Source organism: Stenotrophomonas sp. pho (genome assembly GCF_006228405.1).
In the GTDB taxonomy this organism is placed as follows: Bacteria; Pseudomonadota; Gammaproteobacteria; order Xanthomonadales; family Xanthomonadaceae; genus Stenotrophomonas; species Stenotrophomonas sepilia.
In genome coordinates, this window is record NZ_CP029759.1 from 1,122,123 (window position 1) to 1,140,467 (window position 18,345).

21 protein-coding genes are annotated in these 18,345 nt (G+C 68.4%); 7 read left to right on the plus strand and 14 right to left on the minus strand.

Annotation, left to right across the window (positions count from 1 at the left end):
* Nucleotides 1-26: 26 nt before the first annotated feature.
* Entirely contained in the window at nucleotides 27-1,163 is a 1,137-nt protein-coding gene (locus DL544_RS05255; RefSeq protein WP_139726809.1) for a metallophosphoesterase, read from the plus strand.
* 137 nt (nucleotides 1,164-1,300) lie between these two features.
* Here DL544_RS05255 and DL544_RS05260 read toward each other — a convergent pair whose 3' ends face one another.
* From DL544_RS05260 to DL544_RS05280, 5 genes are all read right to left on the minus strand, one after another.
* Nucleotides 1,301-1,939: a ferric reductase-like transmembrane domain-containing protein gene (locus DL544_RS05260; protein WP_065178140.1), complete on the minus strand. Its 639-nt coding sequence runs from the start codon at nucleotides 1,937-1,939 to the stop codon at nucleotides 1,301-1,303.
* Between the two features lie 82 nt (nucleotides 1,940-2,021).
* Nucleotides 2,022-2,756, minus strand: coding sequence for an HvfC family RiPP maturation protein (locus DL544_RS05265; protein WP_065186007.1), 735 nt, complete (start codon nucleotides 2,754-2,756; stop codon nucleotides 2,022-2,024).
* A complete protein-coding gene (locus DL544_RS05270) occupies nucleotides 2,749-3,582 on the minus strand; it encodes an HvfB family MNIO-type RiPP peptide maturase (RefSeq protein WP_479692444.1) in 834 nt (277 codons plus the stop codon). Before DL544_RS05270 ends, DL544_RS05265 begins: the two co-directional genes overlap by 8 nt.
* A gap of 67 nt (nucleotides 3,583-3,649) precedes the next feature.
* Nucleotides 3,650-4,126, minus strand: a complete 477-nt coding sequence (locus DL544_RS05275) for an HvfA family oxazolone/thioamide-modified RiPP metallophore (RefSeq protein ID WP_005415660.1) — start codon at nucleotides 4,124-4,126, stop codon at nucleotides 3,650-3,652.
* A 100-nt stretch (nucleotides 4,127-4,226) separates the two neighbouring features.
* A complete protein-coding gene (locus tag DL544_RS05280) occupies nucleotides 4,227-4,871 on the minus strand; it encodes an HvfX family Cu-binding RiPP maturation protein (RefSeq protein WP_005415661.1) in 645 nt (214 codons plus the stop codon).
* A gap of 342 nt (nucleotides 4,872-5,213) precedes the next feature.
* Here DL544_RS05280 and DL544_RS05285 point away from each other — a divergent pair, with 342 nt between their 5' ends.
* The 5 genes from DL544_RS05285 (at nucleotide 5,214) to DL544_RS05305 (ending at nucleotide 10,109) form a co-directional block, all read left to right on the plus strand.
* Nucleotides 5,214-6,008 (plus strand): alpha/beta fold hydrolase, encoded by a 795-nt coding sequence (locus DL544_RS05285; protein ID WP_005415662.1) that lies wholly within the window; start codon nucleotides 5,214-5,216, stop codon nucleotides 6,006-6,008.
* A 3-nt stretch (nucleotides 6,009-6,011) separates the two neighbouring features.
* Nucleotides 6,012-6,557: a redoxin family protein gene (locus tag DL544_RS05290; RefSeq protein ID WP_065178136.1), complete on the plus strand. Its 546-nt coding sequence runs from the start codon at nucleotides 6,012-6,014 to the stop codon at nucleotides 6,555-6,557.
* Nucleotides 6,558-6,614: 57 nt separating this feature from the next.
* Entirely contained in the window at nucleotides 6,615-7,355 is a 741-nt protein-coding gene (locus DL544_RS05295) for a response regulator (RefSeq protein WP_005415664.1), read from the plus strand.
* Nucleotides 7,352-8,665 (plus strand): sensor histidine kinase, encoded by a 1,314-nt coding sequence (locus tag DL544_RS05300; protein ID WP_139726810.1) that lies wholly within the window; start codon nucleotides 7,352-7,354, stop codon nucleotides 8,663-8,665. Before DL544_RS05295 ends, DL544_RS05300 begins: the two co-directional genes overlap by 4 nt.
* 184 nt (nucleotides 8,666-8,849) lie before the next feature.
* Nucleotides 8,850-10,109 (plus strand): MFS transporter, encoded by a 1,260-nt coding sequence (locus DL544_RS05305; RefSeq protein ID WP_065178134.1) that lies wholly within the window; start codon nucleotides 8,850-8,852, stop codon nucleotides 10,107-10,109.
* A 4-nt stretch (nucleotides 10,110-10,113) separates the two neighbouring features.
* On the opposite strand, the gene DL544_RS05310 is transcribed toward DL544_RS05305, so the two are convergent.
* Complete coding sequence (locus tag DL544_RS05310) at nucleotides 10,114-11,061, minus strand: nucleoside hydrolase (RefSeq protein WP_005415667.1); 948 nt, start codon at nucleotides 11,059-11,061, stop codon at nucleotides 10,114-10,116.
* Between the two features lie 152 nt (nucleotides 11,062-11,213).
* On the opposite strand from DL544_RS05310, the gene DL544_RS05315 reads away from it, so the two are divergent.
* Nucleotides 11,214-11,546, plus strand: a complete 333-nt coding sequence (locus tag DL544_RS05315) for a hypothetical protein (protein WP_065196562.1) — start codon at nucleotides 11,214-11,216, stop codon at nucleotides 11,544-11,546.
* A gap of 163 nt (nucleotides 11,547-11,709) precedes the next feature.
* Here the strand turns inward: DL544_RS05315 and DL544_RS05320 are convergent, their stop codons facing one another.
* From DL544_RS05320 to mdcC, 8 genes are all read right to left on the minus strand, one after another.
* Nucleotides 11,710-12,495, minus strand: coding sequence for a GntR family transcriptional regulator (locus DL544_RS05320; protein ID WP_255313061.1), 786 nt, complete (start codon nucleotides 12,493-12,495; stop codon nucleotides 11,710-11,712).
* Nucleotides 12,496-12,533: 38 nt separating this feature from the next.
* A complete protein-coding gene (locus DL544_RS05325) occupies nucleotides 12,534-13,901 on the minus strand; it encodes an SLC13 family permease (protein ID WP_049445977.1) in 1,368 nt (455 codons plus the stop codon).
* A 105-nt stretch (nucleotides 13,902-14,006) separates the two neighbouring features.
* The gene (gene mdcH, locus DL544_RS05330) at nucleotides 14,007-14,927 is read right to left on the minus strand and encodes a malonate decarboxylase subunit epsilon (protein WP_065196560.1); all 921 of its coding nucleotides are present in this window, start codon (nucleotides 14,925-14,927) and stop codon (nucleotides 14,007-14,009) included.
* Nucleotides 14,924-15,781, minus strand: coding sequence for a triphosphoribosyl-dephospho-CoA synthase MdcB (gene mdcB / locus DL544_RS05335; RefSeq protein WP_065186001.1), 858 nt, complete (start codon nucleotides 15,779-15,781; stop codon nucleotides 14,924-14,926). The genes mdcH and mdcB overlap by 4 nt, the downstream gene beginning before the upstream one ends.
* The gene (mdcG, locus tag DL544_RS05340; RefSeq protein WP_065178129.1) at nucleotides 15,778-16,419 is read right to left on the minus strand and encodes a malonate decarboxylase holo-[acyl-carrier-protein] synthase; all 642 of its coding nucleotides are present in this window, start codon (nucleotides 16,417-16,419) and stop codon (nucleotides 15,778-15,780) included. The genes mdcB and mdcG overlap by 4 nt, the downstream gene beginning before the upstream one ends.
* Nucleotides 16,412-17,116, minus strand: coding sequence for a biotin-independent malonate decarboxylase subunit gamma (gene mdcE / locus DL544_RS05345; RefSeq protein WP_065178163.1), 705 nt, complete (start codon nucleotides 17,114-17,116; stop codon nucleotides 16,412-16,414). Before mdcE ends, mdcG begins: the two co-directional genes overlap by 8 nt.
* Before the next feature lie 2 nt (nucleotides 17,117-17,118).
* The gene (locus DL544_RS05350) at nucleotides 17,119-18,027 is read right to left on the minus strand and encodes a biotin-independent malonate decarboxylase subunit beta (RefSeq protein ID WP_065178128.1); all 909 of its coding nucleotides are present in this window, start codon (nucleotides 18,025-18,027) and stop codon (nucleotides 17,119-17,121) included.
* Entirely contained in the window at nucleotides 18,024-18,344 is a 321-nt protein-coding gene (gene mdcC / locus DL544_RS05355; RefSeq protein ID WP_065178127.1) for a malonate decarboxylase acyl carrier protein, read from the minus strand. Before mdcC ends, DL544_RS05350 begins: the two co-directional genes overlap by 4 nt.
* Nucleotide 18,345 lies beyond the last annotated feature (1 nt).

Genomic DNA, 18,345 nt, shown 5'->3' on the forward strand with positions numbered 1-18,345 from the left:
CATGGCGGGCCCGCTTTCTGTCATGGATGGTTGCAGTGCTGAGTACGATCGGTTTGTTGATGGGCCTGTATGTGGCCTGGCGCCTGTTCTGGCCGCTGCGCATGCCCATCGGGTTGAAGGTCGTGCTGTCGCTGCTGATGGTGGCTGTGGCCGTGCAGCTGCGCATCGTGGCGACCTTTTGGGGCACGATGGCGTCGCCGGAAATTCCGAAACTGGCCATCGCCACGCTGGCCACCGGCTCCACGGCGGTGCTGCTGCTGGCATTGGTGATGCTGGTACTGGACGCCGGCCTGCTGGTTTCGCGCCTGCTGCGTTGGCCGCGCATGGTATCGGCCCTGCGTGCACCGCAGCTGCGGCCGGCGGCCGGCGTGCTGGCCCTGCTGGTCAGTGGTTATGGTGTCAGCCAGGGCATGGCAGTGCCCCAGCCGCGGCAGATCGAGGTGAGCATTGCCGGGCTGCCAGCGGCGTTCGACGGCTATCGCGTGCTGCAGCTGACCGACATCCATGCCAGCCGCCTGCTTACAGGTGACTGGGTGCGCAGGGTGGTGGACCAGGGCAACGCGCTGAAGCCGGACCTGATCGTGATCACCGGTGATCTGATCGACGGCAGCGTCGAGGCCCGTCGCGACGACGCGCGACCCCTGGCCGATCTGCGGGCGCCGGACGGTGTCGTTGCCATTACCGGCAACCACGAGTATTACGCGCAGTACCAGGCATGGATGCAGGCGTTCCGCGCGCTGCACATGCAGGTGCTGGAGAACAGTCATTTGCAGGTACGACGCGGCGATGCGGCGCTCACCATCGCCGGTGTCACCGACCCGGTGGCGGCACGCTACGGCCTGCCGCTGCCGGATCTCCAGGCTGCACTGGAGGGTGCCGATCCGTCCGCGCCGGTGATCCTGCTCGATCATCGCCCGCGCAATGCACGCGAGGCGGCGGCGCGAGGGGTGAAGCTGCAGCTGTCCGGGCACACTCACGGTGGGCAGATCATCGGCATGGACCAGCTGGTGAAGCGCGCCAATGGCGGTTTTGTCTCCGGCCGCTATGACGTGGATGGGATGACGCTGTACGTGGGCAACGGTGCGGGCCTCTGGGCCGGTTTCCCGGCGCGCATCGGCGTGCCGTCGGAGATCACCCTGGTGACATTGCGCCGCGCGCTGTGACCTGAAGTGGGGCAGGTCCCTTTGCGCAGGGAGTTCGCTGCCTATCGCGCTGGGATCCCTCTGTAGAGCCGAGCCCATGCTCGGCTGAACCAGAAAGGCAGCCGAGCATGGGCTCGGCTCCACAAGTAACCGCCTCCTCAAGAACTCCGCAGCGGTGGCCGCGCATGCGCATTGCGCCGCAGTGACTGCGCCCGCTTGGCTATCCAGCGCACCACGAAGGCGGTGAACAGCAGGGCCGACGGCACCGCATACCAGAAGTTGCCTGGCACGCGCTTGAAGTACGAGTAGGTGAACACCGCCGCGATGATCCACATGCCGGTCAGGTGCAGGCGACGCCAAGCGGTGGGGCCCATGCGGCGGGCGATCCCCCGATGCGAGGTGATGGCCAGCGCCACGATGGCGATGTAGCCCACCGTGCCCGGGAGGTTGGCCAGCGCGGATCGTGCTGGCCAGAACGCCGGGTTGAGGATGCCGAAACTGGTGATGGCGATGGCATGCAGCAGGTGCGAAAACGCGAAGGACAAACCGACGGTGCGCCGTTCGCGCAGCAGGAACCGGGTGAATGGGCCGGGCAGAAGACTGGCGAACGACGATGCGGTGAACGCCGCCAGGAACAACAGGAACGATGTACGTGCAGTGACCCGTATCGCCGCACGGCTGCCTTCGGCTGCATCGGGATACAGGGCGAAGGCCGCCAGCGCGAATGCGATCAGGACCACGGCCATGGCCACAAACAGGCGCCAGCCGTGCAGGAAGGAAGTGTTGGAAGCAGGCATGGTGAGACCTCGAAGCAGGAATGGGGAGCACCGACCGCTGGCCGGGCGATGAGTGGGTAGCGCCGGCCGCTGGCCGGCACCCTCAACAGTCGTTCGGCACAACCAGCACGCTCGCCGCACACAGCTCGCCCAGTACGGGCGCGCAGGCCGCGCGCAATGCGTCCGTTGCCACGCCATGTGCCTCGGACAGCGCCCGGAGTGCTGCTTCCACAGCTGCGCCGTCGTCACCAAAGATCGATAGCAGCGCGTAGGCCAGCGGCGACAGTTGCTCGACCTGCAGGCTGAAATCGGCGAGGCGCCGGATCAGCAGCAGCGTGGGCGCAGCGCTCGGCACCGGCTCCAGGGCCTCGTCCTCATGCACCGGCCATCGGTAGCCCAGCACCCGCACCAGCGGCGAAACCGCCAGCACATCGCTGCCCTCGGGAACGCTGTGCAGCGACTGCCCGGCGTCACGCGCTTCAATGCGCAGCGACTGCAGCGTGCTCTCGTAGTGCGCAAGTTCCGCTGCCCAGGCCGGGAGTGCCAGCGCGTCCTGCACTGCCAGCCAGGCCGTGAACTCGCCGGCGATCTGTGGGAACAACGGGGTCTGGCAGGCGTGGTGGGCGTAGTAGTGCTCCACTGTGTCGCGCCAGTGTGGCGTGCCCAACTGCTGTTGCAGGCGCGGCAGGCTGCCGGCCAGCAGGGCGTCCAGGCTGTCGATGCACAGGCGGCGGTATACCGCCAGCCTGCCCGCCTCGACGCTGTCGGGTGCGGCCATTGCTGGGTCGCGCACATGATCGGCCCAGCGCCGTTGCAGGGTAGCCAGCGACTCAGCCATGGGCCACCTCGGGCCAGCGTGCCTCGGCTTGCGCCTGGCGGATCTGCGCGACCTCGGCCAGCAACTCCGCCAGCGGCGGAAAGTTGAAGTCGCGTTCGAGCAGCGTGGGGCGCACGCCGACCCGCGCATAGGCCTCGCGCAACAGCGCCCAGACCACGCCTTTCACCGGGGCACCGTGGGTGTCGATCTTGAAGCCATCACCTTCATCGAAATGGCCGGCCACATGCAGCGAGGCAACACGGTGGGACGGCACGCGGGCCAGGAATTCGAAAGCGTCGTAATCGTTGTTGCAGGCGTTGACGAAGACGTTGTTGACGTCCAGCAGCAGGTCGCAGTCGGCTTCGGCGAGCACGGCGTTGATGAAGTCGATCTCGCTCATGTCCGCGCCGGCAACGGCGTAGTAGGAGATGTTCTCCACGGCGATGCGCCGGCCCAGCATGTCCTGCACCTGGGCGATGCGACTGGCGACATGCTGTACGGCTTCGGCGGTGAACGGCAGCGGCAGCAGGTCGTAGACATGTCCGCCGGCGGCGCAGTAGCTCAGGTGTTCGCTGTACAGCTGCACCTGGTGCAGGTCGAGGAAGGCACGGGTCTGTGCCAGCAGGGTGCGGTCCAGCGGATCAGGACCTCCCAGCGACAGCGACAGGCCGTGGCAGGTCAGGGGGTGGCGCTCGCTGAGCTGGCGCAGCGCGGCGCCGTGTGCACCGCCGACGCCGATCCAGTTGTCAGGGGACACTTCGAGGAAGTCGATGGCGCCGGCCGGCATTGCCAGCAGTTCGTCGATCAGGCCACGGCGCAGGCCAAGACCGGCGGCATTGGAGGGCAGGGCAGGGACATGGCGGATGCTCCAGAGAGAGGGCGCCGCCTTGAAGGCAGCGCCGGTTGGACGTCGATCAATCGGCAACGCGGGAGAACAGGCCCTTCGGCATCGGCTTGCCGTTGGCGGTGTAGACGCTGCGCAGGTAGTCGTGCGCTTCCTGTTCGCTGATGTAACCGTCGTGGTCGGTGTCGATGCGGTCGAACTCGGCGGCACGCTTGGCGGCCACCGCGTTGAACTCGGCACGCGAGACCTTGCCGTCGTGGTCACGGTCGGTGCGGGCAAACGAGGCATCGCCGCACTTGCCTTCGCCACACTGGCCTTCGGCCACCTTGGCCTTGCCGGCGGGCTTGCCGGTGGTGGCCTTGTTGGCCCCGCACTTGCCTTCGCCGCACTTGCCTTCGGCGGCGGCGCCCATGGCGACGGCGCTGATCGCCAGCGGTTGGATCGCTGCGGCCTGGCCGGCCAGCAGCAGGCCACCGGCCAGGGCGATGCCGATGGCACCAATGCGCGGCAGGCGGGAGGAGGGGGTGTTCTTGGTCGAGACGGACATGGTGGTGACTCCTTGGGGATGGCACGCCAGGCGTGCGGGATGGACGCCGCCTGAAGGCGACGGAAACGAAAGGAAGAAGCGCGGGAAGGGGCGAAGCAGGTCAGACGGTGCGACGACGGCGCAGCGCGTAGCCCAGCAGCAGCACGCCACCGAGCAGGGCGCCGCCGAAGCCGACGCCGGGCAACAGCGCGGCAACCGGCAGCAACAGGGCGATCAGGCTGACGCCCCAGCCCAGGCCGTCATTGCCGACGGGGGCATGCTGTGGGCCGGCCAGCAGCCGGTCCACGCTGAGCGCGCCACCGCCGTTGAGGATCAATGGCAGCAGCATGGCCAGGAACAGCAGCGGCAGCTTGAAGTTGCCGTAGCCCTGGTCTGTGATCGCGTAGCCCTGCCAGAGTTCACCCAGGCCGTTCCACTGGTCGGGCCAGTGCACGGCGGCGATGGCGACCACCGTCAACACCCAGAAGACGTAGGCCACCGAGCGCGTGGCCAGGCCGAGCAGCAGCATCACCGCACCCACCAGTTCCAGCCAGGTGGCCAGTTGCCAGTTCAACGATGCGGGCAGGGTGGAGAACGGGAACGGGAAGCGACCTTCCAGGTCGGCGAACCAGTTCTGGCCGCCCAGCTTCTCGCGGCCGGACTCAAAGAACTCCCAGGCCAGCAGGGTGCGCAGCGCCAATGGCGACAGCCAGCGGCCGACGGCGTCCAGGCGGGGGGTATACACGGAAGAGGCGGTGCTGATCATGGTGGTGTCCTGCGGGCCAGTGGTCGATGGAGGCCATTCCAGGCGGTGCAGGTATCGGCAACGTGTGCCGTTGCCCGGGGTTTTGTCAGCGACTGTGGCCGCGACCGGGGTTTCGTACAGTCCGATACAAAGACGATGCGTGGATGCACATCGGGGCGTTGTGCGCACGCGGGCGGGGAACGATGTCCGGCCGGTAGTAGCCGGCCTGGCCCGTCGCGCAAATGTATCCCAGTGTAGAAACCCGCCTGCGCCCTACAGTCCGGTACAACTCCGCGCCACGGAGAAACAGCGCCGATACACCGGCAGGCGGAAATGGCCACTCCCAACACCGGAGTGACACCCATGATCCGTACCTCCTTGCTTGCCGCCGCTCTCGCCCTGGCCGGCGCTGCCGCCCCCGCCTTCGCTACCCAGGCCGATACCGCTGCACCGCCCACCGTCATCCTGGTGCACGGCGCCTTCGCCGATGGCTCCAGCTGGAGCAAGGTCCTCACCACGCTGCACGACTGGAAGGTGCCGGCGGTGGCGGTGCAGAACCCGCTCACCTCACTGGCCGACGATGTGGCGGCCACCCGCCGCGCGATTGCCGCCGCGCCTGGCAAGGTGGTGCTGGTCGGCCACAGCTGGGGTGGCACGGTCATCACCGAAGCGGGCAATGACCCGAAGGTGCAGGCGCTGGTGTACGTGGCGGCCTTCGCACCGGATGCAGGGCAGTCTTCGGCGCAACAGGGCGAAGGCTTCCCGGTCGGGCCGGGCCTGGCCCGGCTGCAGGAGAGGGATGGCTACCTGACCTTGCCGGCCGATGCCATCGCCCAGGACTTCGCCCCGGACGTGATGAAAAAGTCGGCCGCACTGCTGTACAGCACGCAGGTCCCGTTGAAGGCCAGCGCGCTGGGCGAGGTGGTGAACGTGGCGGCCTGGCGCAGCAAGCCGAGCTGGTACGTGCTCAGCCGTGATGACCGCATGCTGTCGCCACAGCTGCAGGCCGCGACCGCACGTCGCATCGGTGCTCAGCTGCAATCGATCGGCAGCAGCCATGTGTCGCTGCTTTCGCATCCGGCGCAGGTGGCCGACAGCATCCTGGAAGCGGCGGGGGTGAAGCCGGTGGAGCTGCCGCTGGCCGAGCAGGGGGGCTGAGCGATGGCCGCACTGCGAGGGTACGCACGGCCGCTGCTGCTGGGCCTGCTGGGCGGAGCGGTGTTGTTGCTGGCATGGCCCAGCCCGGAGGCCGATGCGCGGCCGGCACAGGCCGTTCCCGCCACCGGGTTCGACGGTGGCGGGCCCTGGCACAACAGCCCACCGCTCACACTGAAGCAGTTGCGGGGACAGGTGGTGCTGGTCGAGTTCTGGACCTACACCTGCAGCAACTGCCTCAACGTGGCGCCGTATGTCCACCAGTGGCATGCACGCTACGCGCCGCAGGGCCTGAAGGTGATCGGCGTGCATACGCCGGAATTCGCCTATGAAGGGTTGCCCGGCAACGTGCGCAAGGCCATCGCGCGGTTGGATATCACCTGGCCGGTGGTGCAGGACAACCAGTACCGGATCTGGAACGCCTGGGGCAACCGCTTCTGGCCCGCGCTGTACCTGCTCGACCGGCAGGGGCGGGTGGTCTACCGCCATTACGGCGAGGGCGACTACGCACGTACCGAAAGCGAGATCCAGCGCCTGCTGGCCAGCCCTTGAGCCGCGCTACCATGGCCGCGCAGCGCGGCCCTGGCCTCCGTCTTCATCGAGAACGCAATGAACCATGTACCGCACATCCTGGTCGTCGACGATGACAGCGAGATCCGCCAGATGCTGGCCGACTACCTGCAGCGCAACGGCCTGCGCGTGAGCCAGGCCGACGGTGGCCGGGCCATGCGCGCGCTGATGGATACCCATGCGGTGGATCTGGTGGTGCTGGACGTGATGATGCCGGGCGAGGACGGCCTGAGCCTGTGCCGCAACCTGCGCGCCGGCAAGCATCGTGCGGTGCCGGTGGTGCTGCTGACCGCCCGCGATGACGAAACCGATCGCATCATCGGCCTGGAAATGGGCGCTGACGACTACGTGACCAAGCCCTTTTCCTCGCGCGAACTGCTGGCGCGCATCAACGCCGTGATCCGCCGCACGCAGATGCTGCCGCCGAACCTGCAGGTGAGCGAGGCCGGGCGCCAGCTCGCCTTCGGCGAGTGGCGCCTGGACACCACCGCGCGCCATCTGCTGGATGCGCAGGACACTGCGTATCCGCTCAGTGGCGCCGAGTTCCGCCTGTTGCGCGTGTTCCTCGACCACGCCAATCGGGTGCTTAGCCGTGACCAGCTGCTCAGCCTCACCCAGGGCCGCGATGCCGAACTGTTTGATCGCTCGATCGACCTGCTGGTCAGCCGCGTGCGCCAGCGACTGGGTGACGACGCGCGCGAGCCGACCTACATCAAGACCGTGCGCAGCGAAGGCTATGTGTTCAGCGTGCCGGTGCAGTTGCTGGGGCCGGACGAATGAACACCTGCGCACGCCGTCCACGCTGGCCGCGCACGCTGTCGGCGCGGCTGCTGCTGGTCCTGCTGGGCGGACTCACCCTGGCCCACGCGCTGTCCTTCGGCCTGCTGTTCTTCGAACGCTACCAGTCCACCCGTAGCATGATGCTGCGCAACCTCGACGAGGATGTGGCGGTGAGTGTCGCGCTGCTGGAGCACCTGCCTGTGGCGCAGCGTGAGGCCTGGGTGCCGCGGCTGGAGCGGCGCACCTACCGTTACCTGCTGCGCCCGGCCGCGGCCGGACCAGGGCTGCAGACCGATCGTGCACGCCAGGTCACGGCGATCATCGACGACAGCCTGCAGCACCGCTATCCGTTGCAGGCGCGCCAGGTGGCTCGCCTGCCGGAGCGGTTCGAGGTGGAACTGCGCCTGCACGACGGCACACCCTTGACCATTGAAGTCACTCCGTCGGGCCTGCCGCTGGCACGTTGGCTGCCCGCCGTGCTGCTGGTGCAGCTGGCGCTGCTGCTGGTGTGCGCGTGGTTGGCGGTGCGCCTGGCCCTGCGCCCGCTGCAGCAGCTGTCGCATGCGGTGGAGCATCTGCAGCCGGGCAAGGACGGGCCTGCACTGCCTGAAGATGGCCCTGCGGAAGTGGGCGGCGCGGCGGCTGCACTCAATGCACTGCAGGCACGCATTCGTGGCCATGTCAGTGAGCGCCTGCAGATCCTGGCCGCGATCTCGCATGACCTGCAGACCCCCATCACGCGCATGAAGCTGCGGGTGGAGACCCTGCCTGAAGACAGCACCCAGCAGCGCCTGCTGGCCGACCTCGATCACCTTGGGCAGCTGGTGTGTGAGGGCGTGGCCTATGCGCGCAGCAGCCACGTTGCCGCTGGCGCGCCGGTGTCGATGGACCTGGGCGCGTTCCTCGCCAGTGTGGTCGGCGACTACGAGGACATGGGCAAGCCGGTCACTGGCGGTGCGCCCGCTGGACTGGTCGTGCAGACCTGGCCGCAGCCGCTGCGCCGCGTGGTCGGCAATCTGGTCGACAACGCATTGCGCTACGCCGGCGCCGCCGAGATCGAGGCGGGCCGCGATAAGGCCGGAAGGGTCTGGATCAGCATTTCCGACCGTGGCCCCGGTATTCCCGAGGGCCAGCTGCAGGCAGTGCTGGCGCCGTTCCACCGGCTGGAAAGCTCGCGCAATCGCGATACCGGCGGGACCGGCCTGGGCCTGGCCATCGCGGTGCAGCTGGCGCAGTCGCTGGGCGGCTCGCTGCGGTTGCACAACCGCGAGGGTGGCGGCCTGCGGGCGGAACTGCAGCTGCCGGGCTGAGTTGCCCGGCCTTGTGTTCCAGCAAGGATGCTTCTGCTTCGGCCTTGGCGGTGAGCGCTTCACCGGTCATGAAACTCAGTGCATGCACGCAGCCGACAGCCGATGACCGGCATTTCACCCTGTCCATGCCACGCTGCGCGGAACCTGCCCAACCGGGACCGAGGCTGTTGAAGGCGAACACGCAATGACGGCGGCGCGGCAGCGCTCGATGTGGGTGGCGGGCCTGTCCACGGTGGTGGAGTGGTACGACTTCACCCTGTACCTGTACTTCGCCACGGTGCTGTCGCGGGTGTTCTTCGGCGGTGGCGAGCAGGCGTTGCTGGTGACCTTGGCCGGCTTCGCGGTGTCCTACCTGATGCGTCCGCTGGGCGCGCTGTGCTTTGGTCACCTGGGTGACCGGCTCGGCCGACGCTGGATGTTGCTGGCGTCGATGGCGTTGATGGCAGCGGCAATGCTGGCCACTGCGCTGCTGCCGACCGCGGCCACCGCAGGCGCCACGGCCGGCGTGCTGCTGCTGGTGCTGCGCTGCGTGATGGCGTTCTCGGTGGGCGGCGAATATACCGGCGTGGTGGCGTACCTGCTGGAAAGCGCACCGGCGCGCCGACGCGGCCTGGTTACGTCATTGGCTTCGGCGGCCAGCGAAGTGGGCGCACTGCTGGCGGTGGCGATCTCTGCACTTACCGTCGCGCTGCTGCCCACCGCGCAGCTGGACCGTTGGGGCTGGCGGATTCCGTTCCTCGTCGGCGCCGCGCTTGCGCTGGTGATCCTGATTGCGCGTTCGGGCATGCACGAGTCGCCGGAGTTCGAGCGCCAGCGCCGCGAAGGCAGCATTCCCGCCACACCACTGCGGCATGTGCTGCGGCATCATCCGTTGGCGGTGGCGCGCACGTTCGCGATTTCGGCGCTGGGATCGATCACTTACTACGTGGGCATCACCTATGTGCCTGCATTCCTGCACGCGCAGGGCCACGATGAGGGTGACGCACTGTGGCTGTCGACGATCGCGGCGGTGGCAGTGATCGCGATCACGCCCCTGTGTGGCGCATTGTCGGACCGCATCGGACGACGTCCGGTGTTGTTGGGCCTGACCGTGCTGGCAGCGCTGCTGCCGCTGTCCCTGTTTGCGTGGATGGCACAGGCGACGGCGCTGGGCATCGTGCTGGCGGCGGTGCTGCTGGCCTGCGTGGCCGGCGGTGTAAGCGCGGTGGCGGCCCCGGCCACGGCAGAGCAGTTCCCCGGCGAAGGCCGGGTCAGCGGGCTGGCACTGGGGGTAACCATGGCCACGGCGGTGTTCGGCGGTGCGACGCCGTGGCTGGCGCAATGGTGGGTGGAACGCAGCGGCTGGGCGGCGGCGCCGGGCGCGATGATCGCGCTGGTGGCGGTGCTGGTGCTGCCGGTGCTGTGGACCCTGCCCGAGACGGTCCCGGGCAGGGCCAGGCGCTAGCCGGTCAGACCTTCAGGGTCTGCTCGATGTCGGCCAGTACCGCGGCCGCATCCACACCGATGGCGATCGACTGCACCACGTGGCCGTCCCACACGCTGGGGCCGAATGCCAGGCCTTCCGGCTTGGGAATGGTCATGCCGCGGGCGACGCCGTCGGTGGCCACGCGCACGCTGGCGCGCTCGAACTGGAACAGTTCCGGGCGGGTCAGCGCGATGCACGCGCAGCAGTCATGCACGACCATGCCCTTGTGGCCGGCCTGCAGGTAGAAGTCCACGTAATCCTGCGACAGCGCACGGACCAGCTCGGCGTCGGCACCGCCGATGGTGGCCAGCTTATCCAGGCCGTCACGGTCCATTTCCACGCGGGTGGTCACGTCCAAGCCGATCGCGGTGACTGGCCAGCTGGCGGTGAACACCACGTCGGCGGCTTCGGCATCGCCCCAGATATTGGCCTCGGCGGCCGGGGTGATGTTGCCGTTGACGTGGAAGGCGCCGCCCATGATCACCACGCCGCGTACCAGGCCGGCGATGTCCGGGGCCTGCTGCAGGGCCAAGGCCAGGTTGGTCATGCGGCCGACCGCGACCAGGGTCACTTCGCCCGGATGGGCGCGGACCAGATCGATGATCAGCTGATGGGCCGGGCGGGCATCGGCGGCCACGTCCAGGCTGGCCGGCACCGGGTGGTTGCCCAGGCCGTTGTGGCCGTGGATGTGCACCGGCCACGCTTCCGGGGTGGCTTCCGGCTGCAGCGGGCCATCGGCACCGCGCGCGACCGGGGCGGCGAAGCCCCAGGCCTGCTTCAGGTACAGCGCGTTGTGCGTGGTCGACTCCACCGAGGCATTGCCGAAGGTGGTGGTGACACCGATCAGGTCGATCTGGGCGTGCTTGTGCAGGTAAAGCAGGGCCAGGGCGTCGTCGACGCCCGGGTCGGTATCGAAAATGACTTTCAGCATGTTGTTGTTCTTCTTCTTCCGTGTGGTGCGAGGGGCGCCGGCGGCCACGGGGCAGGCCGGCGCGCCCCCACATTGTCCCATCTTCATGACAGGCAGGGCCATTGCCGGGGTGGCAGGCCATAATGCCTCCAGTCCAGGCATGGAGTCGCCGAATGCTGATCGTTGCCCTTCTGCTGGTCCTGCTGGTGCTGGGCCTGAACGTGGTGGCCACCGTGGTGATCGTCAGGCGTGATGGGCTGTCGGCGGGTGGCCGGACGGTGCAGCTGCTGCTGGTCTGGCTGCTGCCGCTGGTCGGCGCCATCCTGTGCATGGCGGTGGCTACGGCCGATGGCTCCGGGATCCGGGGCGACAACAGTTTCGGCGATGGCTACGATCATCCGGGCGGCCAATCCGGCGACAGCTACAGCCATCAAAGTCACAGCAGCTCCGACTGCAGCAGCGACGGTGGCAGCGGTGACGGCGGCAGCTGCGGTGGTGGCGATTGACGAGATGTTCCAGGATGCCGGCCAGCGGCCGGCACTACCCAGCCGAGGTCACGCCCTGGTAGTGCCGGCCGCTGGCCGGCAACCTCATCCGCTCAACCGCCTCTACAGAACAGCGGTTGGCTGCGGCCGGTAGTGCCGGCCGCTGGCCGGCAACCTCATCCGCTCAACCGCCGCCTTCGGTCGGCAAGGGCGCTGGCACGTTCAACAACCCGCCCGCTGCCACATAGGCGGCCAATGCCTGGCCCTGGCTGAGCAGATGGCGCTCCATGGTGCGTTCGGCAGCCTGCGCATCGCGGCGGCGGAAGCACTCCATCAACTCGCGGTGTTCGGCCAGCGACTGCGCCGTGCGGCCCGGGGTCAGCAGCTGGCGGCCGCGATGCATCTTCAGGATGCGGTGCAGGTCGTGGGTGATGCGGATCAGCCACGGATTGCCCGCGTAATGCTGCACGGTTTCGTGGATCAGGTAGTTGTTGCGGTAGTACTCGGCAATGTTGCCCTCGGCCGCCGCCGCTTCCATCGCCGCATGCAGGGCCTCCAGTTGTTGCACGCCGGCATCGTCGATGTGCCTGACCGCCTCGTGTGCGCAACGGCCTTCCAGCATGGCCATTACCGGGAACAGCTGGTTGAGGTCTTCCAGCGTCAACCGGGTGACCCGGCTGCCACGACCTGCGTCGATCTGTACCAGGCCTTCGGCGGCCAGCAGCTTCAACGCCTCGCGCAGCGGCGTGCGGCTGATGCCCAGTTCTTCGCACAGCGCGGGCTCGTCGATCCACTCGCCCGGCGGCAGCCGGTAGTCGTAGATGCGCTCGCGCACGTGGTCGGCCACCTCTTCATACAGAGGCGCGCGCTTCTTCGGTGATCGCGGGGCGGGGCAATGGCCATGGAGGAAGTGTACCGCCAGGTAGTGCCGACCGCTGGCCGGCAACCCGTGATCGCTGGATGGCTTCATGGGATTGCCGGCCAGCGGCCGGCACTACCGCTGGGCGGTTACATCCAGCCGGGCACCACGAATACCAGCCAGGCCAGCAGCGGTCCAAGCGCCACCACAAGACCGCTGTAGACCAGGAAGCGGCGGAACAGGGTTTCGCGCTCTTCCTTCGCTGCCGAGGCCACCACCAGTGCGCCATTGGTGGAGAACGGGCTGACATCGACGATGGTGGACGACACCGCCAGCGCGCAGATCACGCCGGCGGCGCTGAGGTGACCCTGCATCAGGAACGGCACCGCCAACGGAATCGTGGCGCCCAGCACTGCGGCCGACGAGGCGAATGCGGAGACGATGCCGCCGACGTAGCAGACCAGCAGCGCGCCGAGCAGCGGAATGCCGATGTCGGACACGCCATTGCCGATGAAGTCCACCGCGCCGGCATGTTCCAGCACGCCGATGTAGGTCACCACGCCACAGATCAGCAGCACGGTGGACCAGCTGATGCCATCGACCGCGCCCTTCTGGCTTTGTGGCGACAGCAGCGCCAGCGCCACCGCGACGGTGATCGAGACCAGGCCGACGTTGAGGTTGTAGATCAGCGCGGCCACGCCCAGGCCGAGCAGGCCGATCAGGGTGAACAACCGTTCGCGGGTCAGGCCCACCGCATCCAGTGCCGCCGGATCATTGCTGAGCGTGCCGCCGCCTGCTGCGACCAGCGCGCCATGGCCTTCGATCGCGAACTGGCGCGACGACGCCTGCGGGCCACCGGCCATCGCCAGTTCGGCATTGCCGATCGTTCCTGCCGCGGTGATCGAGCCGCGACGCAGCAGGGCGATGCCACCGAAGGCGAAGAAGCAGATCGTCGCCATCATGAAGTTGAAGCCCAGGCTGGTCAGGAACACCGCCATCTCGGTCACTTCCAGCCCGGCCTTCTGCACTACGCCATTGGTGATGCTGCCGTACACGCTGATCGGCGAGAAGCCGCCCGCCTGTGCGCCGTGGATGACCAGCAGGCCCATCATCAGTGGGTTGATGTTGTACTGCTTGGCAAAGCGCAGCGCGACCGGACCGATGATCGCGACCGCCGCCGGGCCCAGCGCACCGAACGCGGTCAGCACCGCGGTGATCACGAACATCACCCACGGGATGGCCACGATATGGCCGCGCACGGCTTTTACAGCCCAGTGCACCAGCAGGTCGATGGTGCCGTTCTTCTGCGCGATGGCGAACAGGTAGGTGATGCCGACCAGGGTCAGGAACAGATCGCCGGGAAAGCCGGCCAGGACCTCCTTGCCGCCCATGTCGACCCACAGCCCACCGATGATGAAGGCCAACGCGAAGGCGACCGCGCCCATGTTGATCGGCATCGCCGTGGCGACGATGAACATGATCACCAGGCCGATGATCGTTGCGATTTGTGGACTCATGCGCCCTCCCAGACACGTGACTCACGTACAGCGCGGATGGAGACCCGCCATCCCCGGGGTAAGGCGACGTACTGCGTGTTGCGTGATACGTACTGCTCGAACCCGTTACTGCAGCCGCTCCAGCGCACTGCGGACCCACGCCGCGGCGCCTTCCAGGCTCTGGAACTCTTCCACCGCGCGCACTTCGCAGCACGGATAGGCCGGTGCGACCATGCGCGCCAGCGCGTTGCCCGGGCCCAGCTGCAGGAAAACCCGCGCGCCGCGCTCGAAGGCCTGGCGCATCACCTGCGCCCATTCGATGGTCTGCGCCAGCTGCGCCGACAGCGTGTGGACCGCCATTGCGCGATCCCGCACCGGTCGCGCATCGATGCCGGCCAGCAGCGGCAGGCGTGGGGCCTGCAGTGGCGAGGCATGGAGTGCGGCAGCAAACGGTGCTACCGCCGCCGCCAGCAACGGTGTGTGTGCAGGCACGTGCACCGGCAGCGGACGGATGCCGGCACCCTGCGCCCGTGCGGCACCGGCCAGCCGCTGCAATGCGGCGTGCGTGCCGCCCACGATGAAATGGTCCTGCCCATTGGCGATGGCCACGTACGCACCGTGCAGATCGCACAGTGGCTGCAGTACATGGCGCTCCAGGCCAAGTACCGCCTGCAGGCCTGCATCGGCCGGGCTGGCGCCGTCCATCAACTGCGCGCGCTGCGCCGCCAGGGCAAGGCAGGTGGCCGCATCGAAGCTACCGGCGATGGCATGCGCGGCCAACTCGCCGATGCTGTAGCCGGCGGCCAGCGTCGGCGTTGGCACGTTGTCGCGCAGCCCCTGCCACTGAGCCAGAGTGGCCGCGCACAGCAGCGGTTGTGCCTGCGCATTGTCGAAACGGTCGTCGGCCGCCGCGGCGGAAAACACATCGCGGCCGAGCACCGTGCTGGCCCGATCAAGGGTGTGGCGCGCAGCCGGAAGATCGCGCACGCGGTCGAACATCGCTGCATGCTGCGCGCCTTGGCCGGGGCAGAGCAGGGCCAGGCTCATGCGCGCTCCTGCAGCAGCAGGAACCCGCTGCAGGCCAACAGGTCTGCGCTGCCGCCCGGGCTCAGCCGGCGCGCGACGAAGCCATCACCGATGCGACGCAGATGTGTCCGCCAGTCCGGCGCGAAGGTGCCGCCCGCTTCCAGGAAGGTGCGGGCCTGCCGCTGGGCCCAGCGCAGGCCGTCGGCGCCGCCACGGTGCAGCAGGTTGAGGTCATCCACGCACGCGATCAGCTGCATCAGGGTCTGGCACATCGCGGCCTCGCGTGGCAGGCCGCTGGCCAGCGCGTGACGCATAGTAGGCAATGCCACGCCGCGCAGCAGCGGATAGCCGGTGGCCGCTTGTTCGCGCACACCCTGCACGCCGTGCCGTGCGCGCGCGCGCTGGCCAGGGCTGTTCGCATCCAGAGGTGCGTCGGCGAGCTCGGCAGACCAGCGGCACACTTCCTGGCAGACCTGCTCGCCCGTGGCGGCATGGCCCAGGCGGGAGCGACAGGCCGCGGCGGCCGCCACCAGCAGGCCGAGACTGAAGACCGCGCCACGATGGGTATTGACGCCGGCGGTCGCGCGCAGCATCGCGATCTCGGCGGCGATGCCACACCGGCGCAAGGCGTCGAAGTCCGTCCCGGCTGCACCGAGGCGGGCCACGGCGGTGAAGTAGTGGCGCAGTGCGAACAGGCTGCGCAGGAACGTGCCGGCGTCCATGTCGTGATGGCTGCCGCTGTCGAATGGCGTGACCAGTCCGGGCTTGGGTGCCAGCGCCAGCTCCGCATGCAGGCTGGCGACGGCGAGGCGCCCCAGACGCGCGCTGTCCACGGCAGCTGCCGGCCTGACTGCCGATTGCACGACGGCGTTCATGCGCTCACCCCGGCGGAGGCGAACAACGCATCGCGGAGTTCCAGTGCGGCACCATCGAGGCGCTTGACCAGTACCTCGCGGCTGCGTCCGGCGTACTCCCGCCAGTTCACGGCGGCGTCGCCGCCCAGGCACAGCTCGCCATCGACCCGCCGGTCGTGTTCGGCTTCCCATGCCTGTAGCCGTGCAGCCAGGGCATCGGCCTGCGCGGTGGTGTCGATCGGCCACAGCAGATCGACGTCCGAGCGCGCGTGCACATAGCGCAGGCCAGTAAGGTGCTGCCACGCGAAGGCACCGAATACGCGCGCCTCAGCGATGTTCTGCAGCACTTCAAGGGGCCGCCGCCAGTCCTGCGGAACGTCGCCTTTCAGCACCGCCTGGAGTGCCGGCGGCGGCGTGGTGCGCAGCACATCGTGTGCTGGCACGCGCAGGGCCAGGCGCAGTTTGTCCTCGGCGGGCGGCAGCGGCACGCCGAGACGCAGGCGTGGATCGGCATCGTCGGCGGCACGCCGCGCGACGATGGCCGGCCGGCCCTGTGCAAACCAGTCGGCCAAGCGCGACTCATGCGCGGCGATGTCCGCCTGCCAGCCGGCGTGCGCTGACAGCCAGACCAGCGTATGTCGGGGCAGCCGCTCAGGCATCGCCCTGGCTCACGGCTTCAGCCACGCGTGCGGCAAGCATGCGCCCGCCACGTTCGGCTCCGCGCACTGCGCGGCGGTCGCCATGGGCGGGCGTGCGCAGGGCCTGCAGAAGGTGCTGGGCAAGATTACCCTCCCACAACGATTCCACCGCACCCATCGCCACGTAGTTCTCCACGCCCGGTGCGAACACCGGTGAGGTCTGGCTCAGCGCCTGCAGTTTATCCAGCGGCTGCTTGGTCACCCGGGCCATCGCGCGCAGGTCCATCACCCGCACCTGCGCATCCGGCAGGGCATGGATGTGGTCGGCCATCAGCCCGAACGAGAGGAAGCCACCACTGACGGATTCACCGTAGACCAGCGTGACCAGTCGCGCGCCACGTCGACGCGCGAGATCCAGCGTCTGCGCCAGGTGCGCGAAACAGCCGTTGATGCCGAGCAGTTCGTCGCGGCGTGCCAGGCGCTGGCCGGCGGTGTCGACCAGCATCACGATCGGTTGCTGCGGATGCGCGGCGGTGCTGGCCAGCACCGTTTCGGCCAGTGCCAGTGCGTGGTCCACGCCCACCTCGAGCTTGTTGGCGGTGCCGATCACAGTCACATCGCCGTTGTCGGTGGTGGCGCTGCCGGTCAGCACCGAATCGCTCACCGCAATGGCATGCCCATGCGGAAACAGGGCATCGAGCAGTGTCTGCAACGGCATGCTCATGGCAGGCTCCGGTCGCCGGTGGCGGTGAGGAATTCATCGGTGTCGAGCAGTGGCAGGCGTTCGGGGTGGGCAATGCCCAGCCGCGCCCAGATCTCCAGGCCATCGCGGCAATCGCCCCAGGCCCGCACGCGCGCCTTCAAGGCCGCATGGCGTTCCTGCAATGCGGCCAGTGCAGCATCCGGGTCAGTGCTGCCCGCATCGGGGTGCAGCGCGTCGCGTGCGGCCAGCGCGAATGCTTCAAGGGCATCGGGCACCAGCACCTGCGCCTGGTCGATCAGGTACCGGTGCTTGCCACCGGTCACACGCCAGACCAGCGCGCGATCGCGTGAGTCGAACTCTTCCACGCCGCGAACGGTTTCGATCACCTCCGGTCCGGACAGCGACATCCGGCCTTCCTCGGACATGATGACCGTGTTGCAGCAGCGGGCAACGATGCCCATGCCACCGAAGGCGCCGTTGCCGCTGCCGATCAGCGCGATCACCGGCACGCCCGCTGCACGCGCGTCCAGGGTGGCGCGCATGATCTCGGAGATCGCAATCAGGCCCGCATTGGCTTCGTGCAGCCGCACGCCGCCGGTATCGAGCAGCAGCAGCACGCCGTCAGGGCGGGTGTACGCCGCACGGCGCAGCAGCCCGGTCAGCTTGGCGCCATGCACTTCGCCCACGCCGCCGCCCATGAATTCACCCTGTTGTGCGGCCAGCAGCACGTGTTTGCCCTGCATCCTGGCCTCGCCGACGACGATGCCATCGTCGAACGCGGCCGGCTGGTCGAGCTGGGCCAGGTGCGGACTCATCATCCGTCGCGCCGGGCCGAGGAACTCGTGGAACGAGCCGGCGTCGACCAGCCCGGCGATGCGCTCGCGCGCATCGGCTTCGTAATAGCTGTGGCGCTGTACGTGGTTCATGGCGCGCCTCCGGCCAGCAGGGTTTCCACGGCCTGGTCCAGGCGCAGGCTGACCACGGCCGGGGTCGCACCGGCGTCGTTGATCGAGACGCGCACATCGCGCAGCGGATGACGCTGTGCGAAGTCGTTGATCACCGCCTGCCAGATGCTGCCGAAGCCCTGCGCGGCGGTGATGACGCGCACCGTCATCGCGCCCTGCTGCGCCGCCGGTTCCAGCAGGATTTCCAGGTTGCCTGACGCCAGCACGCCCACCAGCACCGCATCGCGCGCGAACGGCACGTCGGTGCGGCCTTCGAATCGATAGTCGAGGGTTTCCATG

Bases quoted from the DNA above. Each gene is read 5' to 3' on its own strand.
- DL544_RS05255 (WP_139726809.1), top strand. From the start codon at position 27: ATGGTTGCAGTGCTGAGTACGATCGGTTTGTTGATGGGCCTGTATGTG.
- DL544_RS05260 (WP_065178140.1), bottom strand. From the start codon at position 1,939: ATGCCTGCTTCCAACACTTCCTTCCTGCACGGCTGGCGCCTGTTTGTG.
- DL544_RS05265 (WP_065186007.1), bottom strand. From the start codon at position 2,756: ATGGCTGAGTCGCTGGCTACCCTGCAACGGCGCTGGGCCGATCATGTG.
- DL544_RS05275 (WP_005415660.1), bottom strand. From the start codon at position 4,126: ATGTCCGTCTCGACCAAGAACACCCCCTCCTCCCGCCTGCCGCGCATT.
- DL544_RS05280 (WP_005415661.1), bottom strand. From the start codon at position 4,871: ATGATCAGCACCGCCTCTTCCGTGTATACCCCCCGCCTGGACGCCGTC.
- DL544_RS05285 (WP_005415662.1), top strand. From the start codon at position 5,214: ATGATCCGTACCTCCTTGCTTGCCGCCGCTCTCGCCCTGGCCGGCGCT.
- DL544_RS05290 (WP_065178136.1), top strand. From the start codon at position 6,012: ATGGCCGCACTGCGAGGGTACGCACGGCCGCTGCTGCTGGGCCTGCTG.
- DL544_RS05295 (WP_005415664.1), top strand. From the start codon at position 6,615: ATGAACCATGTACCGCACATCCTGGTCGTCGACGATGACAGCGAGATC.
- DL544_RS05300 (WP_139726810.1), top strand. From the start codon at position 7,352: ATGAACACCTGCGCACGCCGTCCACGCTGGCCGCGCACGCTGTCGGCG.
- DL544_RS05305 (WP_065178134.1), top strand. From the start codon at position 8,850: ATGACGGCGGCGCGGCAGCGCTCGATGTGGGTGGCGGGCCTGTCCACG.
- DL544_RS05310 (WP_005415667.1), bottom strand. From the start codon at position 11,061: ATGCTGAAAGTCATTTTCGATACCGACCCGGGCGTCGACGACGCCCTG.
- DL544_RS05315 (WP_065196562.1), top strand. From the start codon at position 11,214: ATGCTGATCGTTGCCCTTCTGCTGGTCCTGCTGGTGCTGGGCCTGAAC.
- DL544_RS05320 (WP_255313061.1), bottom strand. From the start codon at position 12,495: ATGAAGCCATCCAGCGATCACGGGTTGCCGGCCAGCGGTCGGCACTAC.
- DL544_RS05325 (WP_049445977.1), bottom strand. From the start codon at position 13,901: ATGAGTCCACAAATCGCAACGATCATCGGCCTGGTGATCATGTTCATC.
- mdcH (WP_065196560.1), bottom strand. From the start codon at position 14,927: ATGAGCCTGGCCCTGCTCTGCCCCGGCCAAGGCGCGCAGCATGCAGCG.
- mdcB (WP_065186001.1), bottom strand. From the start codon at position 15,781: ATGAACGCCGTCGTGCAATCGGCAGTCAGGCCGGCAGCTGCCGTGGAC.
- mdcG (WP_065178129.1), bottom strand. From the start codon at position 16,419: ATGCCTGAGCGGCTGCCCCGACATACGCTGGTCTGGCTGTCAGCGCAC.
- mdcE (WP_065178163.1), bottom strand. From the start codon at position 17,116: ATGCCGTTGCAGACACTGCTCGATGCCCTGTTTCCGCATGGGCATGCC.
- DL544_RS05350 (WP_065178128.1), bottom strand. From the start codon at position 18,027: ATGAACCACGTACAGCGCCACAGCTATTACGAAGCCGATGCGCGCGAG.
- mdcC (WP_065178127.1), bottom strand. From the start codon at position 18,344: ATGGAAACCCTCGACTATCGATTCGAAGGCCGCACCGACGTGCCGTTC.